14 protein-coding genes are annotated in these 13,369 nt (G+C 60.4%); 1 reads left to right on the top strand and 13 read right to left on the bottom strand.

Translation table 11 applies throughout. The features are described from left to right. Positions 1-441: a hypothetical protein gene (locus FHX05_RS10275; protein ID WP_183871483.1), complete on the top strand. Its 441-nt coding sequence runs from the start codon at positions 1-3 to the stop codon at positions 439-441. A 49-nt stretch (positions 442-490) separates the two neighbouring features. On the opposite strand, the gene FHX05_RS10270 is transcribed toward FHX05_RS10275, so the two are convergent. From FHX05_RS10270 to FHX05_RS30750, 13 genes are all read right to left on the bottom strand, one after another. Beyond that, positions 491-1,207 carry a helix-turn-helix transcriptional regulator gene (locus FHX05_RS10270; RefSeq protein ID WP_246698892.1) on the bottom strand — a complete coding sequence of 239 codons (717 nt, stop codon included), beginning with the start codon at positions 1,205-1,207 and terminating at the stop codon, positions 491-493. A 41-nt stretch (positions 1,208-1,248) separates the two neighbouring features. Continuing rightward, complete coding sequence (locus tag FHX05_RS10265; protein ID WP_015338787.1) at positions 1,249-1,986, bottom strand: helix-turn-helix transcriptional regulator; 738 nt, start codon at positions 1,984-1,986, stop codon at positions 1,249-1,251. A 522-nt stretch (positions 1,987-2,508) separates the two neighbouring features. Next, on the bottom strand, positions 2,509-4,185 hold the full coding sequence (fliF, locus tag FHX05_RS10260; protein WP_112608103.1) for a flagellar basal-body MS-ring/collar protein FliF: 1,677 nt from the start codon (positions 4,183-4,185) through the stop codon (positions 2,509-2,511). A gap of 164 nt (positions 4,186-4,349) precedes the next feature. Beyond that, complete coding sequence (locus tag FHX05_RS10255; protein WP_183713080.1) at positions 4,350-4,763, bottom strand: hypothetical protein; 414 nt, start codon at positions 4,761-4,763, stop codon at positions 4,350-4,352. Between the two features lie 16 nt (positions 4,764-4,779). Then, positions 4,780-5,334, bottom strand: coding sequence for a chemoreceptor glutamine deamidase CheD (cheD, locus tag FHX05_RS10250; RefSeq protein WP_112336543.1), 555 nt, complete (start codon positions 5,332-5,334; stop codon positions 4,780-4,782). Beyond that, a complete protein-coding gene (locus tag FHX05_RS10245; RefSeq protein ID WP_004128537.1) occupies positions 5,331-5,720 on the bottom strand; it encodes a response regulator in 390 nt (129 codons plus the stop codon). The genes cheD and FHX05_RS10245 overlap by 4 nt, the downstream gene beginning before the upstream one ends. Further along, entirely contained in the window at positions 5,720-6,763 is a 1,044-nt protein-coding gene (gene cheB, locus FHX05_RS10240) for a protein-glutamate O-methylesterase CheB (protein ID WP_112608101.1), read from the bottom strand. Before cheB ends, FHX05_RS10245 begins: the two co-directional genes overlap by 1 nt. Next, a complete protein-coding gene (locus tag FHX05_RS10235; protein WP_112608099.1) occupies positions 6,760-7,668 on the bottom strand; it encodes a protein-glutamate O-methyltransferase in 909 nt (302 codons plus the stop codon). Before FHX05_RS10235 ends, cheB begins: the two co-directional genes overlap by 4 nt. Beyond that, the gene (locus FHX05_RS10230; protein WP_112336546.1) at positions 7,665-8,132 is read right to left on the bottom strand and encodes a chemotaxis protein CheW; all 468 of its coding nucleotides are present in this window, start codon (positions 8,130-8,132) and stop codon (positions 7,665-7,667) included. Before FHX05_RS10230 ends, FHX05_RS10235 begins: the two co-directional genes overlap by 4 nt. A 4-nt stretch (positions 8,133-8,136) precedes the next feature. Next, on the bottom strand, positions 8,137-10,416 hold the full coding sequence (locus FHX05_RS10225; protein ID WP_183871479.1) for a chemotaxis protein CheA: 2,280 nt from the start codon (positions 10,414-10,416) through the stop codon (positions 8,137-8,139). Positions 10,417-10,432: 16 nt separating this feature from the next. Then, the gene (gene cheY1, locus FHX05_RS10220; RefSeq protein ID WP_004128526.1) at positions 10,433-10,798 is read right to left on the bottom strand and encodes a chemotaxis response regulator CheY1; all 366 of its coding nucleotides are present in this window, start codon (positions 10,796-10,798) and stop codon (positions 10,433-10,435) included. Next, positions 10,795-11,091, bottom strand: coding sequence for an STAS domain-containing protein (locus tag FHX05_RS10215; RefSeq protein ID WP_015338779.1), 297 nt, complete (start codon positions 11,089-11,091; stop codon positions 10,795-10,797). The genes cheY1 and FHX05_RS10215 overlap by 4 nt, the downstream gene beginning before the upstream one ends. Positions 11,092-11,153: 62 nt before the next feature. Continuing rightward, entirely contained in the window at positions 11,154-12,827 is a 1,674-nt protein-coding gene (locus FHX05_RS30750; protein WP_281411857.1) for a globin-coupled sensor protein, read from the bottom strand. Between the last annotated feature and the right edge of the window lie 542 nt (positions 12,828-13,369).

Genomic DNA, 13,369 nt, shown 5'->3' with positions numbered 1-13,369 from the left:
ATGAAAAAATGCCCCTACTCTGCCCAGCGCGAACAAATATTAGCCGAAGCCATCAGCCCGGTCGCAAGCGAACTGCGCCTTCTCGATGCCGCCGACCTGATCTCGCTGCTGCGCTTCGAACGATATGGCAATCTCGGTGATCTCGTGGCCTCGGCGGCTGAGCTTTATTTTCTTCCCGGCACGGTCAACTTCGGGCTCGGCGGCGACTATAAGCTCGAGTGGGGCGGGCCGGCGGAAGTGACGCTCGATCTGGAGATCAAGCCGCGGGGCATCACCATCTATGCCAAGCTCGCGCTGACGGAACATTATGCGGGCATCGAAATCAGCCACATCGCCTTCGACAAGGCCTCGTCCGACCCGGACGAAAATACGGCGCTGCTTGCACGCAGCCTGAGAGACGCACGTTATCTCGTCCGCGGCGAAGCGGCACACGCAGTCTGAAAAATCCAGCATTGCAAGACTTGCGAGGATGATCCGTTTCGGTGCAGCGTCAGCTTATGTAGCCGAAGCGGATCGCCTTTGCGATTGCCTGGATGCGGTTGACGCTATCGAGCTTGATCGTCGCCGATCCGAGATAGGCATTGACCGTATGTACCGACAATCCCAGTTTCTCGGCAATCTCCTCGCTGATGCGTCCATCGCCGGCAAGCTGCAGACAGGCGATTTCGCGCTCGCTCAGCGCTTCGGCAGCCTGTGACCGGCGTTCATCCAGTGATAGGAGCTCCATCATGAGCTGGCAGCTGCGGCCGTGCAGCTCGACGATCATATCGCTCGAAAGGTCCATGAACTTGGCCGTGAAGACGGTGTAGCCATTGCCGACGGCACCGAGCCGCACGGGAAAGGCAACGCCGGCAAAGGGCAGGAGATGCGGCTTCAGGCGCTGCGTGAAGGCGGCAAAATCCGGCGTCTCGGCCGTGCTGTCGCTATCGCGCCCGTTCCACATCAGCGGCAGCAGCGATTTGTCGACATGCTCGATCAGCGCTTCGCCATAGGCCTCAACGAAGGATTTGCCGGCGACCGAGTTGGCCGAGCCCCAATTATCGAGCTCGCATACCAGGCGCTGCTTATGCGGGAGGCCTGAGCCGTGCAGCCGATAAACGGCAAAATGCTGTGCATCGATCAGCCTCTGCATCGACACGAGCTTCGGGAACAGATCGGAGCGGCCGGAAATCCGCCCGGAACGGGTAAGCCGTGATTCGGTCGGCATACCCATTGTCCTGTCTGGCTGATAGCGCATCCGGTCGGCCCTTAAACGAGATTGTTGCGCACGGCGAAGGCGATCGCTTCCGAGCGGGTCTTGGTCGCGGTCTTGCGCATGACACTGGTGATGTAGTTATTGATGGTATTGCGCGAGATCCCAAGAATCATGGCGATCTCGTCGCTTGTCTTGCCTTCGGCGATCCAGAACAGGCATTCCAGTTCGCGCTCGGTCAGCTCGAAGTCGCGCTCCAGCTTACCCTCGAAGCAACGCGTCGAGCTGGCGAGATAGCCGGCGAGGAGGCCGACGTCCCTCAGCCGCTCGGGCGACAGTACTGCCGCTTCATTCGCCAGCAGCAGCAACGAGAAGCGTGTTCGGCCAACATTGAACGTCAAGGCGTGATACTGACGGCCTATACCGTCAGGCAGCGCGATATCATCCGGCAGGGCCGCCAGGCTCGGCTGAAACAGCGCCATGCATTTTTCCAACTCGCCGATACGGCCATACCCGCTCGTCAGTTCCGTCGCCAGACGCCGGACGAGATCGAAGGGCCAATCGGAGGCAATCACGAAGTCGAGACCGCTTTCCTGAATGAGATCGGATCGAACCAGAAGATAATGGGAGGCACCGGCATAGCTCGCCAAGGCATGAAGGCCGGCTTGCAGATAGGCAGGGCCGGAAACGGCACTCAGCTGCAGAACGAGCTGCTCGCGCGAGATGGCTCTGGCGGGCACGCTCGATCGCGCATCCCTATCGCCTTTGCTTACCTGCGATATCTGCATGTCCATACTTGCATTTCCTGCCGCTGTTGGACGATCGGCCGTCAACGAGAGCATTGTTTCGTCAGAACCCAATCCCTTCACCTCAGAGAACCGGCGATATATCTCGATGAAACATCGAAGCCGGGTCTTTCTCGACCGCGGCACAGATACATCCCGGCGGGTTCGGGAAGGTGAGCATAGCTCGCCTCTGAATTCGACATCCGCAATCGTGTCGGCATACATCGCCGCAAACACAAACCGCGAACCATGGACTAAATCTTTCCGCTTTGAACTCTACGAACTTAGACATGCGAAACGCCGAAAAGCGGGGCCGAATCGTTCCGTTTATTCATGTATTACGCAATAAGCACAGTATTTGTAAGTCGATTCTCCATACCCAACAACTGTATGTCCTTTGAATTCCATCTTACGAGCACGTCAATTCGGCTTATAGCGACTAATTAATCACAGGTTCAAATCGACGGCGCTGCAGGCTCCAATGCCACCTGCCTAGACAAAAAAAGACCGGGAGATTTCCCGGTCCTTTCATCAGGCTGCCTGGTCGACGGCCCATTTTCTGAGGATCTTTGCTGCGCGCTCTTCGCTGATTTCCACCATGCGGGACAGGCGGCGCTCCGGCCCTTCCTTGACGCGGCGGTTGAAGGTGCCGGCATCGTCGCCCATGGTCAGCAGATCGTCGGTGCTGTCGAAACCGAAGTCCGAGCCGAAGCCGTCCATGAGAGCCGCGCCAGGGCCACCCACAGCCGGTGCGAAGTCTGGCAGCTCGAGGCCAGCCGCTTCCGGCAGCGCTGCGCTGCCATTTGCACCACCAAGCGAGCGGATCAGCGGACGGAAGCCCATCCAGATGATCAGGACAGCGACGGCGACGAAGGCCAGCGAGTTGATGATGCCAGCCATGTTGCGACTCAGCATGTCGGTGATGCTGAAGCTGGAGGAGGTATCTTCAAGCAGCTGACTGTCGAGGAAATTCATGGCATTGACAGTGACGATGTCGCCGCGGGCCGGATCGACGCCCGCTGCCGTTGCGACGATCTTCTGCATCTCGGCGATATAGGCATCGACCTTCGCCTGGTCGGCACCTTCGCCGACCATTTGCGCGATGCGGCCCTTGTTGACCACTACGGCAACGGAGAGCTTTTCGATCTTGTAGCTGTTGCGGGTCGTGGCCGTCGTCTTGCTGTTGATTTCGTAGTTGGTCTGCTCCTCGCGCTTGTCGGACTGGTCGTTCGACGTCGGCGAGTTGCCACCGGATTTCGGAGCCGCCTGCGGGATATTCTGCTCCACGGTGGCTGCGGTGTCCGGCTGGCTTTGCTGCGACTTCTGCGCTTCCTTAACTGTGCGGACGGAGCGCTCGACCTTCGAGTCGGGATCGAAGGTGGTTTCCTGCACCTGCTGACTGTCAGTATTCAACTGCGCCGTCACACTGGAACGGAAATTGTCCATGCCGAGGAAGGGCGCCAAGGCCTTGTCGATGTTGGATTCGACTTCGCTCTGGACGTTCTGCACGATGCCGAGATTGCGGCTCAGCGCTCCGTTGCCGGGATCATCTCCCGATGCGAGGAGCTGGCCGGTGGAATCGAGGATGGTGACGTCGTCGACCTCCAGGCCGGGAACGGCAGAGGCGACAAGATGGCGGATAGCCGAAGCCGATTTGCGGGCAGCCTCCGCACTCGCGCGGATCATGACCGATGCCGTCGGCTTCTGATCCGCCTTCCGGAAGTTGCCGACATCCTGCATGACGATGTGGACGCGGGCAGCGCTGATACCGGCGATAGAAGTGATGGTGCGGCTGATTTCACCCTCGAGAGCACGCACGCGGGTAACTTCCTGCATGAAGGAAGTCAGACCGAGCGAACCGACATTGTCGAAGAGCTCATAGCCGGCCTTGCCGCTCGTCGGCAGGCCGCGCTCGGCGAGAAGCGCGCGGGCCTTGCCGGTCATGCCTGCCGGAACGGTCAGGCTAGAACCGTCCGTGCCGACCTGGAAATTGATCTTGGCTTCAGCGAGCGCGATGCTGATCTGATTGAGATCCGTCGCGTCCAGGCCGACATACAGCGTCTCCTGAGCGGGCTTATTGACGTAGAGGGCCGCCAAAAGGATCAGCAGCACGGAGGCGGCGCCTACGCCTCCCATGATCATCAGCCGCGTTCTCCCGAGATTCTGCAGATTCCGAAACAGGGGAACTAATTGATTTAACAGATTCATTCTGTTCTCGCACGATTCGTCAAAGACCTGATGGCTTTGTAACCTGCTGCGAAAATAGAAATCGAAACTTGTGCGAGCGTTTCGTCCGGCCAGAAGAGCCCAGGAAAAAGCCGGAAAGAATCGGAAGATTATATAAGAAAAACAGTATCTATCGTCGGCGGCAGCTAGAAGAAGTCGAAATCGCCCGCAGCCTTTGCCATGGGTTGGACCAGGGGCTGGGCCATGGACGGGGAATGTGCGTGAAAACTGCTGCCGCCAAGCGCCCTTTGCATTTCTGTGAGCTTGACGAGGCTCAGCGCCGTTGCCAGATCCACCGTCCAGGCCTCGGGCATCGCTCCGGCAATGGTATCGATGAATTCGGCGATGCCGCGCGTCTTCTGCACCGCAAGATCGATGCCCTGGACGACCTTCATGGCCTCCGGCGAGGCCAGTATATTGGCATCGCTGATGTCAAGCAGCTGAGGTTCGACGCGTTCGATCAGATAGGCGATGTCATGCAATTCGGAAACGATGCGCAGAAGGATAGCCGGAAGCGTCTCCTCAATGGCAGCCGTCTCAACGTGCTGAAAGGGGGTCATGCACTTGCCTCGCTGATCAGAAAAATTCGATCGTGTTGTCGACTGGCTTGGGAGCCACGACCGGACGCTGTTCCAGCGCTACGGTCTTCTGTGTCTCGGCGCCGGTCAGCGGATATTGCCTGGCTCTTCCGGAAATCGGCCAATATTCGATCTTGCGCCCGTGCTCGCCGCCCGTGCTGGAACTGACGACCGGGATACCCTCGTCTTTCAGAAACTGCATGGCAAAGATCGCGTTCTGCTCGCCGACATTGGAGAAGGTCGCGATCGTCTTGGCGCCACCGAAGACTTTCGCCTCCAGCCGGTCGCGCCTTGCGCCCTTCTTCAGCAGACCGTTGATCAGAAGTTCCATCAGGTGCACGCCGTAACGCGTCGCATCGCCACCGCTCACCGGCGAGTTCGCCATTCCAGGGAGAAGGAAATGGTTCATGCCGCCGACGCCGGCGATGGGATCGCGCAGGCAGGCCGCCACGCAGGAGCCGAGGATGGTCGTCAGCACCACTTCGGGATCACTGATGACCGTGTACTCGCCCTGAATGATATGCACGCGACGGGCAGCACCCTCGACGATCATTTCAGAGCTCCGAAGACAGCCTCAATGGCAGCTTTCATCTTTTCGATGGTGAAGGGCTTGGCAAGCACGTTGTTTGCCCCGAGCTGCGCTGCCTTCTGCACCAGCGCCCGGTCGCCCTGCGCCGTCAGAATGATGAAGGCCGCCTTCTTCGTCGTCGGATTCGTGCGGACGGCCTGCAGGAGGCCAAGCCCATCCATCTTCGGCATGTTGAAATCGGAGATGACTAGATGATGGGGCTGCTGCTCCATGATTTTCATCCCCTGTTCGCCGTCGCCGGCAGCCGTGATCTGCTTGAAGCCGAGCTGCGTCAGCGCATCGCTGAGCAGAAGACGGCTGGTGACCTGATCGTCAACGATCAGAACTTTGATTTTCTCCGCTAGAGACATTATTCGCTCCCTTCCTTTCGGGCGGCTGTTATTTTCAAAATTTCCTCGCCAATGGCGTTCAGCGGAAACTGTTGTTCGACGGCGCCAAGCTCGTAGGCGACCCTCGGCATGCCGTAGACCACGCAGGTCTTTTCATTCTGGCCGATGGTGCGCGCGCCGGCATGACGCATCTTGAGAAGACCGGCGGCGCCGTCGCGCCCCATACCGGTCAGGATCACGCCGACGGCATTGCGGCCGGCCAGTTCGGCAACCGAATCAAAGAGCACGTCGACGGAAGGGCGATGGCCGTTCACCGGCCCGCCGTCCACCAGACGGCAATGGGGCGCGGAGGTATTGGCGACCCGCAGGTGCCTTTCGCCGCCCGGCGCCAGATAGATCTTGCCGATTTCCAGCCTTGCGCCATCCGTCGCTTCCTGGACAACAGGGGCGCAGAGACGGTTCAGCCGTTCCGCGAAGCTGCGCGTAAAGGTCGGCGGCATATGCTGCGTGATGACGGTCGGCGGGCAGTTGGCTGGGAATTTCTGCAGTACATTGATCAGGGCCTCGACGCCGCCCGTGGAAGAACCGATGGCGACGATCTTACGCCCCACGCGGAAGTCCGCGACGGCCGGCGGCGGCACGCGCTGAGCGCTGGGCTTCACATACTGACGCTGCGAGCGGGCAGCCGCCTTCACCTTATCCGCCAGATCGCCGAAAGGATGCGGCTCGCCCGGCGAGGGCTTTCCGACGCAGTCGAATGCGCCGATTTCGAGGGCGGCAAGCGTCGCGTCGGCACCACGATGGGTCATGGTGGAGACCATGATGACCGGCATGGGCCTGAGCGTCATGATCTTTTCCAGGAATTCGAGGCCGTTCATGTTCGGCATCTCGATATCGAGGGTGACGACATCCGGATTGAGCGCCTTGATGGCGGCGCGCGCTTCCAAGGCGTCGCCAGCCTGGCCGATGACATCGACCTCTGGATCGGCACGCAGGACGGCGGTGATGAGACCCCGCATGGTTGGGGAATCATCGACGACAAGAACACGAGCGGGAGAATTCATGGTTTCCTTCCCGCGGTCTTGCCGAGATAGCGATAGGTGGTGATGCCGATATTGTCGAAGACGTGCTTGGCCTCCCCGGCTACGCGCTCGGAGTGGCCGATATAGAGATGGCCGGCATCCTGGAGCTGGCCGGCAAAGCGCGTCCAGATTTTCGTCTGGGTCGGCTCGTCGAAATAGATGACGACGTTGCGGCAGAAGATGACGTCGAACAGACCCTTGAAGGGCCACTGCCCGAGCAGGTTCAGTTCGTTGAAGGTGATGAGCCGCTTGACGCGATCGTCGATCTGGAATTTGCGGCGACCCTGGACATTGACTTCCTGGAACCACTGCTTGCGCATGGCAGGAGAAACCGTTTCGAGCGAAGATTCATCATAGGCACCGGCGCGGGCAAGCCCGAGGATCTTGGGATCGATATCCGTCGCCAGGATCCTGAAATCGAAATCGGCGACATTCGGCATCAAGGCAAGCACCGTCAGCGCGATCGAGTAAGGCTCCTGCCCGTCGGAGCAGGCGGCAGACCAGATGCGCACCCGGCCGCCGGCCTTGGCGCGCGCCAGGAGACCAGGCAGAACCTCGTCGCGCAAATGATCGAAATGATGGTTCTCGCGGAAGAATCGGGTGAAGTTCGTCGTCAGATGCGACAGCATCTCGCGACGCGCCGCACTTCCCGCCGGCGACGACACCAGCTGGCAGTAGTCGCGGAAGCCGGCGAGGCCCAGCGCGCGGATATGCTTCGACAGCCTGGAATAGACCAGCGACGCCTTGCTCTCGTTGAGAGAAATGCCGGCATCCGCATAGATCATTGCGGCGATTTCCGAGAGGTCGCGGCGCGTCAGCGGGTATTCGCCGCTCGCCAGCACCTCGTCCGGAGACGCCTTAAAATCCATTGCTCCCATCATGCTCATGCAGCCTCGCTTTCGCTTTCAGGGAACAGGGCTTCCAGTTCGATCAGGCAGATCATGCGGCGATCGATCGCCACGATGCCGCGGGCAAACTGCCGCTCGTGATCGGAGGAAACCTCCGGCGTCGGCTGTATGCTGTCGTCGGTAATGGTCAGGATATCCGAAACCGCATCGACCAGAAGACCGACCGCCTTGCGCTTGACCTGGGCCACGATGATCACATGCCGAACTGTCGGTTCCGCCCGCTTCATCCCGAGCCGGGCGGAGAGATCGATGATTGGCAGCACCGCGCCGCGCAGGTTGACGATCCCGAGCACATATCCCGGCGCATGCGGCATGGCCGTTGCGGGCGTCCAGCCGCGGATTTCCCGAACCGACATGATGTTAACGCAGAATTCCTGGTCGCCGATGCGAAAGGCGATCAGCTCGCGATTGCCCTGGTTCAGGTTCTTGACGGCATAAGACATCAAGTCACCCCGCCGCCGCGTAAGACATTTCGGGCTTCAGCGCCTGGCCGCGCGAAGCGCCGACCACCGCATCGACATCCAGGATCAGCGCCACGCGGCCATCGCCGAGGATGGTCGCTGCAGCAATGCCCGGGACATGCGTGTAGTTGGCTTCGAGGCTCTTGATGACGACCTGGCGCTGGCCCTGGATGGCATCGACCATGAGAGCACGCTGACCACCGCCTTCCGATTCCACCAACAGCGCGACGCCGTCGACCGGATTGGCCTGTGTGGCGCGGAAGTTCAGGATGCGGCCGACGTCAACCAGCGGGCAGAAGCTGTTGCGGATCGAGATCAGGCGGTGGTTGGCGCCGAAGGAGTGGATCGCGGAAGCCTCGGGCTGCAGCGTCTCGACGATCGCCGTCAGCGGCACGACCAGGGTCTGGCCGGCAACCGTGACCACCATGCCGTCGAGAACGGCCAGCGTCAGCGGAAGGCTCATGGTGAAGACCGAGCCCTGCCCCGGCCTGGACGTGATGTTGATGCGGCCGCCGAGCGCCTGAATAGAGCGCTTGACCACGTCCATGCCGACGCCGCGGCCGGAAATATCCGAAATCTTGTCGGCGGTCGAGAAGCCCGGCAGGAAGATCAAGTTGTCGATTTCCTCATCCGATAGATTGGCGTCTGCCGCGATCAGGTCGTTGTCGATGGCCTTCTGGCGCACCCTCTCGCGGTTGATACCGGCGCCGTCGTCGGCAAGCTCGATCAGGATGCGGCCAGAACGATGCTTTGCCGTCAGCCGGACGGTGCCCTCCGGGTTCTTGCCCAGCGTCGAGCGCTTTTCCGGCGTTTCGATGCCATGATCGACGGCATTGCGGATCATGTGCGTCAGCGGTTCGGCAAGCTTGTCGATCACCGTCTTGTCGACCTCGGTGTTTTCGCCCTCGGTGATCAGACGGATCGACTTGCCGGTCATATCGGCGATTTCGCGGACGATGCGCGACATGCGCTGGAAGACGGGCTTTACCGGCTGTGCGCGGATCGCCATGACGCTGTCCTGGATCTCGCGGGTGAGCTGCTGCAACTCCTCGAGACCCATATTGATCGAGGACGCGCCGTTATTGTCATTCTCGATGACACTCTGGGAGAGCATCGCCTGGTTGATGACAAGCTCGCCGACGAGATTGATCAGACGATCGACGCGGTCGAGATCGACACGGATGGTCTGGCCGGCGGCTGCGGCGGCATTGTTCTGCGCTGCGGCGGCATTGGAAGCGGCAGCTGCGGCAAGGGCGGCTTCCTTCTTCTCGACGCGTGCAGCGGCCGAGGCGAGCTGCGTAACATTGCTTGCGGTTTCCGCAGCTGCAACGGCGGCAGCGACATCGTTTCCGGGCGCCGGTGTTTCCTTTCCGGCCTCTGCAGCCGCGGCGGCGCCGTCATTGTCAAGGATCGAAAGATCGAAGGGCACCGGTACCATCGGCAACTCTTCGCTGGTCGAAGACCCGCCGCTTGCGGCCGGCTGGACATCGAGATCGCAATCCCATTCGGCAAATTCAAAGACGGTACGAATGGCGTCTTCGCCCTTGTCCGTCTTGATCGAGATTGCCCATTTGAAATAGGCGCCTTCTGGATCGATGTCGGGAAGGCCCGGCAATGCATCCATATCGCAGAAGATATTCATCTCGCCGAGCCGCGAGAGGTCGCGCAGCAGCAGCGTCGCGTCGTTGCCCTTGGCGTAGAGATCGGACCGCGGCTTGAAGCCGACTTCATATTCCGGCCTGGCATCGACGGCCAGCTCGTCGCTGCCGAAATCATCGTCGAAGCTGAAGGGGATCGGCTGGAAACCACTTTCGTCGGTCGGCGCGGCCGCGACGGACTTCAGAGCAACTTCGGCAACCACCGCTGCCGACGGCGCGGGAACATCGCCATTTGCCAGCGCTTCCAGTTCCTTGACAAGGCCGCGGCTGCGCGCCGGATCGACGCTGCCGCCATCGCGAGCAGCGTTGGTGAGATCCGCCAGAACGTCGGCGGCCTTGAGCATGACCTTCAGGACATCCTGGGTCGGCTCCAGCTTGTTGGATCGAACGCAATCGAGCGTCGTCTCGAAGACATGAGCGAAGGCGACCAGATCATCCAGACCGAAGGCACCCGCCCCACCCTTGATGGAATGAACGGCGCGGAATACGGCATTGACGGTTTCCGGGTCACGGTCGCCATCATTCATTTTCAGGAGACCGGATTCCAGTTCGGCGAGCTGCTCTTCGCACTCCTGGAAGAAAATCTCTTTGATTTCGTTCATGTCCATGAGGGATGGATCCTGTCTAGGCGGTTACGCGCTCGATGGCATCGATGAGCTTGGCGGGATCGAACGGCTTGACGATCCAGCCGGTCGCACCGGCCTGGCGGGCACGGTTCTTCTTTTCCGCGTCGCTTTCCGTCGTCAGCACGAGGATCGGAACGGCGCGGTATCTGTCGTTGCGGCGAACGCCCTCGATAAAGCCGAAGCCGTCAAGACGCGGCATATTGATATCGGTGACGATGACGTCAGGATTGGCTTCTTCCAGAATTTCCAGGCCCTCGACACCGTCTTCGGCCTGAATGGTCTCGAAGCCTGCATTGTTGAGGGTCACGAGAAGCATGTTTCGGATGGTTCGAGAATCATCCACCGTCAGCACTTTTTTCTTCATTGCCGGATCTCCTTGGCAAGCAGATGGGAGATATCCACCCCGATCACCTGCATCGTTTTTTGAAATGCATCCGACACCTTGGAGAAGGTGAAGGAGAGTTTGTCCTCATCCCAGGTCTTGGCGGCAGCCATGATGACCTGCACGCACAAAGTCCCGATCCTTTCGACACCGGACGCATCGATCGCGACATTGCTGCCGCGCAACCCCATCAGCGTACCGCGAAGGCTCGAGGCCTCGTTGAGATCCAGCACTGCGGCCAGACTGATTGTCTTTTCGCCTTTCCTGCTCGGCATCGCGTCATTCCTCGTTGTCTGAAATCAGGCCCGTCGGCCCGCATGTGCATGAAACTGAAAGATCAATAGGCATTGCGATCGCCTCCTGCTGCGGCCCTGCGAAGCGGGAAGCCGAAATCAGCCATATCCTCTTCGTTCTGCGTGATGCCGAGCTCCTCGCGGGCTGGGAGCTGCGGTTGCTGCGCGGCCCTGACCGGGACGGCAGGGGCCGCATGCCGCCGCTCGCGCTCGATGCGGAATTCGCGGATGGTCCGGCCGAGTTCGACGACGACGGTATGAAGGTGATCGGCACCTTCCTCGGAGCGGCTGGCCTCGCTGCCGGCAGCGGCCGCACGCTCGCTATGGCCGCCGATATCTGATGTTAGTGCCTTGAGGCCGGCGACTTGTTCGTCGCTCGCCGCGACAATTCCGGAAATGGCTTCATTGATATCCGTCACCTGGCGGACAATGCTGCCGATCGCTTCCTGGGTGCGGCCGACCATCTGCACGCCGGCATCCACCTGCGCCTTGGTGCCCGTCACCAGAACCTTGATCTCGCGTGCGGCATCGGCGGAACGCTGGGCAAGCGCGCGGACTTCCTGCGCAACGACGGCAAAGCCGCGGCCGCTATCACCGGCGCGGGCGGCCTCGATGCCGGCATTCAGCGCAAGAAGATTGGTCTGGAAAGCAATCTCATCGATGACGCCGATGATCTGGCCGATCTTTTCAGCTGACGTTTCGATATCGGCCATGGCCGATATCGCCTGCCCGACGATCTTGCCGCTGTCTTCGGCCGCCACTCGGGTCGATGCGGTGACGCGCTCGGCCGAGCGGGTATTGGCTGCATTGCCGCGCACCTGTTCGGCCAGTTCCGCTAGCTGCTTTGCAGAGGCCGCAAGTCCTTGCGACTGTTCGAACGATTTTTCCGCCAGGGATTTCGTGGCACGGGAAATGGCGTCGCTCGTCGTTTCGGCCGCCCGCACACCACCGGACAGCGCCGAAAACTGCTGCTGAATATCAGTAAGCGCCGCGTTCAAGGCTTCCGCCACTTCGGTATAGGCCTCGGGACAATCCGTCGGCATACGGGTCGTCAGATCGCGAGCGGTAAGGCCGTTGGCGAGATCGGCAATCAAGGCTGCTGCCTCGGCGCGGTCGGCAGCCCGCTGTTCGGCCAGCGCCCGCTGGTGACCGACCCGCAATTCGTTGAACCGCAACGATACGGCAATCTCGGCATCGACCATCACCAAGCGCACGACCGATGTCACGAGTTCGCTGAGCTCGCGGGCGCGGCGCTTTGCTCCCGGCAGAATGGCGCGGCCGCCCATATCTTCGAGCAGGCCGGCGAGAAGATGCTCCAACATGACGCCGTGGCCGGCAACATGCCAGCGCGGATCGAGCCCCATCTTGCTTTCGCTGTCGGACAGAACCTTGACGCGCTCGGCATAGAGGCTGTCGAAGCGAGCATCCGTCAGCACATCCCAGTGCGAGGAGTGCAAATCCTGGAGCCGTACGAGCTGGCTTTCGCTCGAAAAATTGCGCGCAGCGTCGGGATAGGTCTGGAAACGGAGGAAAAGATCGCGCAGGCCGGCTTTCAGATGCGCCTCGAGCATCGGCCGGTGACGGCGCAGCGTTTCGCATTGTCCCGCATCGAGACCAGCAAAGCGCAAGCGATCGCGAAGGCTGCCAGCCTGCGCCCTGCCTGCCTGATCTGAAGGCGTATCCTGCGCCAAAGTCGCCCCTGCCGAACTGCCGCGCATTGAAGCGCCGGCGAAACCGCTGATGATCCGCGCCAGGCGCAATGAGGAGGCGAGAAAAGGCAGCCGTCGCCGTCGATCGACTGATCGAGGCACCGAAGCTCGCTCGTTCATCAAAGTCTGTTGCGGACCTGTTTGATGGACATGGATACCGGATCGGACCCGGTACGACGGGGCGGCTTCATGCCTGGTGAGAACGAGTCACAATTTTCCCATTCCGACGTTCAAGTTCAATATTTATGGTTAATTCCTTGCCCGAAGGTTAATGACGGACGAGACGCGGCTCGTAGTTATCCCTACTAAATTAGCGACTACTTTGTTGCCGGAAAAGAACATCGATCGTAAGTCACGAGCAAGCTTCATCCCTTACTACCCAAGGGATAGACAGTTTCGATGTCGTTACGGAGAGAGCAATGATTGTTCTTGGTTTGACAGCCTCGCTGATGGCCAGCCTGACGCTTACGGCCTTCATGCTTCTATATCGTCTCGAAGAGGCGCGCGGCAAAGCCACTAGCCGCATTCTCTAGACAAAGCTGTAACGGACG

Source organism: Rhizobium sp. BK491, assembly GCF_014194925.1.
Classification (GTDB): Bacteria; Pseudomonadota; Alphaproteobacteria; order Rhizobiales; family Rhizobiaceae; genus Rhizobium.
The sequence above is the reverse complement of the archived record's forward strand: the minus strand, read 5'-3'. Positions and strand labels throughout refer to the sequence as shown.

Bases quoted from the DNA above. Each gene is read 5' to 3' on its own strand.
- FHX05_RS10275 (WP_183871483.1), top strand. From the start codon at position 1: ATGAAAAAATGCCCCTACTCTGCCCAGCGCGAACAAATATTAGCCGAA.
- FHX05_RS10270 (WP_246698892.1), bottom strand. From the start codon at position 1,207: ATGCCGACCGAATCACGGCTTACCCGTTCCGGGCGGATTTCCGGCCGC.
- FHX05_RS10265 (WP_015338787.1), bottom strand. From the start codon at position 1,986: ATGGACATGCAGATATCGCAGGTAAGCAAAGGCGATAGGGATGCGCGA.
- fliF (WP_112608103.1), bottom strand. From the start codon at position 4,185: ATGAATCTGTTAAATCAATTAGTTCCCCTGTTTCGGAATCTGCAGAAT.
- FHX05_RS10255 (WP_183713080.1), bottom strand. From the start codon at position 4,763: ATGACCCCCTTTCAGCACGTTGAGACGGCTGCCATTGAGGAGACGCTT.
- cheD (WP_112336543.1), bottom strand. From the start codon at position 5,334: ATGATCGTCGAGGGTGCTGCCCGTCGCGTGCATATCATTCAGGGCGAG.
- FHX05_RS10245 (WP_004128537.1), bottom strand. From the start codon at position 5,720: ATGTCTCTAGCGGAGAAAATCAAAGTTCTGATCGTTGACGATCAGGTC.
- cheB (WP_112608101.1), bottom strand. From the start codon at position 6,763: ATGAATTCTCCCGCTCGTGTTCTTGTCGTCGATGATTCCCCAACCATG.
- FHX05_RS10235 (WP_112608099.1), bottom strand. From the start codon at position 7,668: ATGAGCATGATGGGAGCAATGGATTTTAAGGCGTCTCCGGACGAGGTG.
- FHX05_RS10230 (WP_112336546.1), bottom strand. From the start codon at position 8,132: ATGTCTTATGCCGTCAAGAACCTGAACCAGGGCAATCGCGAGCTGATC.
- FHX05_RS10225 (WP_183871479.1), bottom strand. From the start codon at position 10,416: ATGGACATGAACGAAATCAAAGAGATTTTCTTCCAGGAGTGCGAAGAG.
- cheY1 (WP_004128526.1), bottom strand. From the start codon at position 10,798: ATGAAGAAAAAAGTGCTGACGGTGGATGATTCTCGAACCATCCGAAAC.
- FHX05_RS10215 (WP_015338779.1), bottom strand. From the start codon at position 11,091: ATGCCGAGCAGGAAAGGCGAAAAGACAATCAGTCTGGCCGCAGTGCTG.
- FHX05_RS30750 (WP_281411857.1), bottom strand. From the start codon at position 12,827: ATGCGCGGCAGTTCGGCAGGGGCGACTTTGGCGCAGGATACGCCTTCA.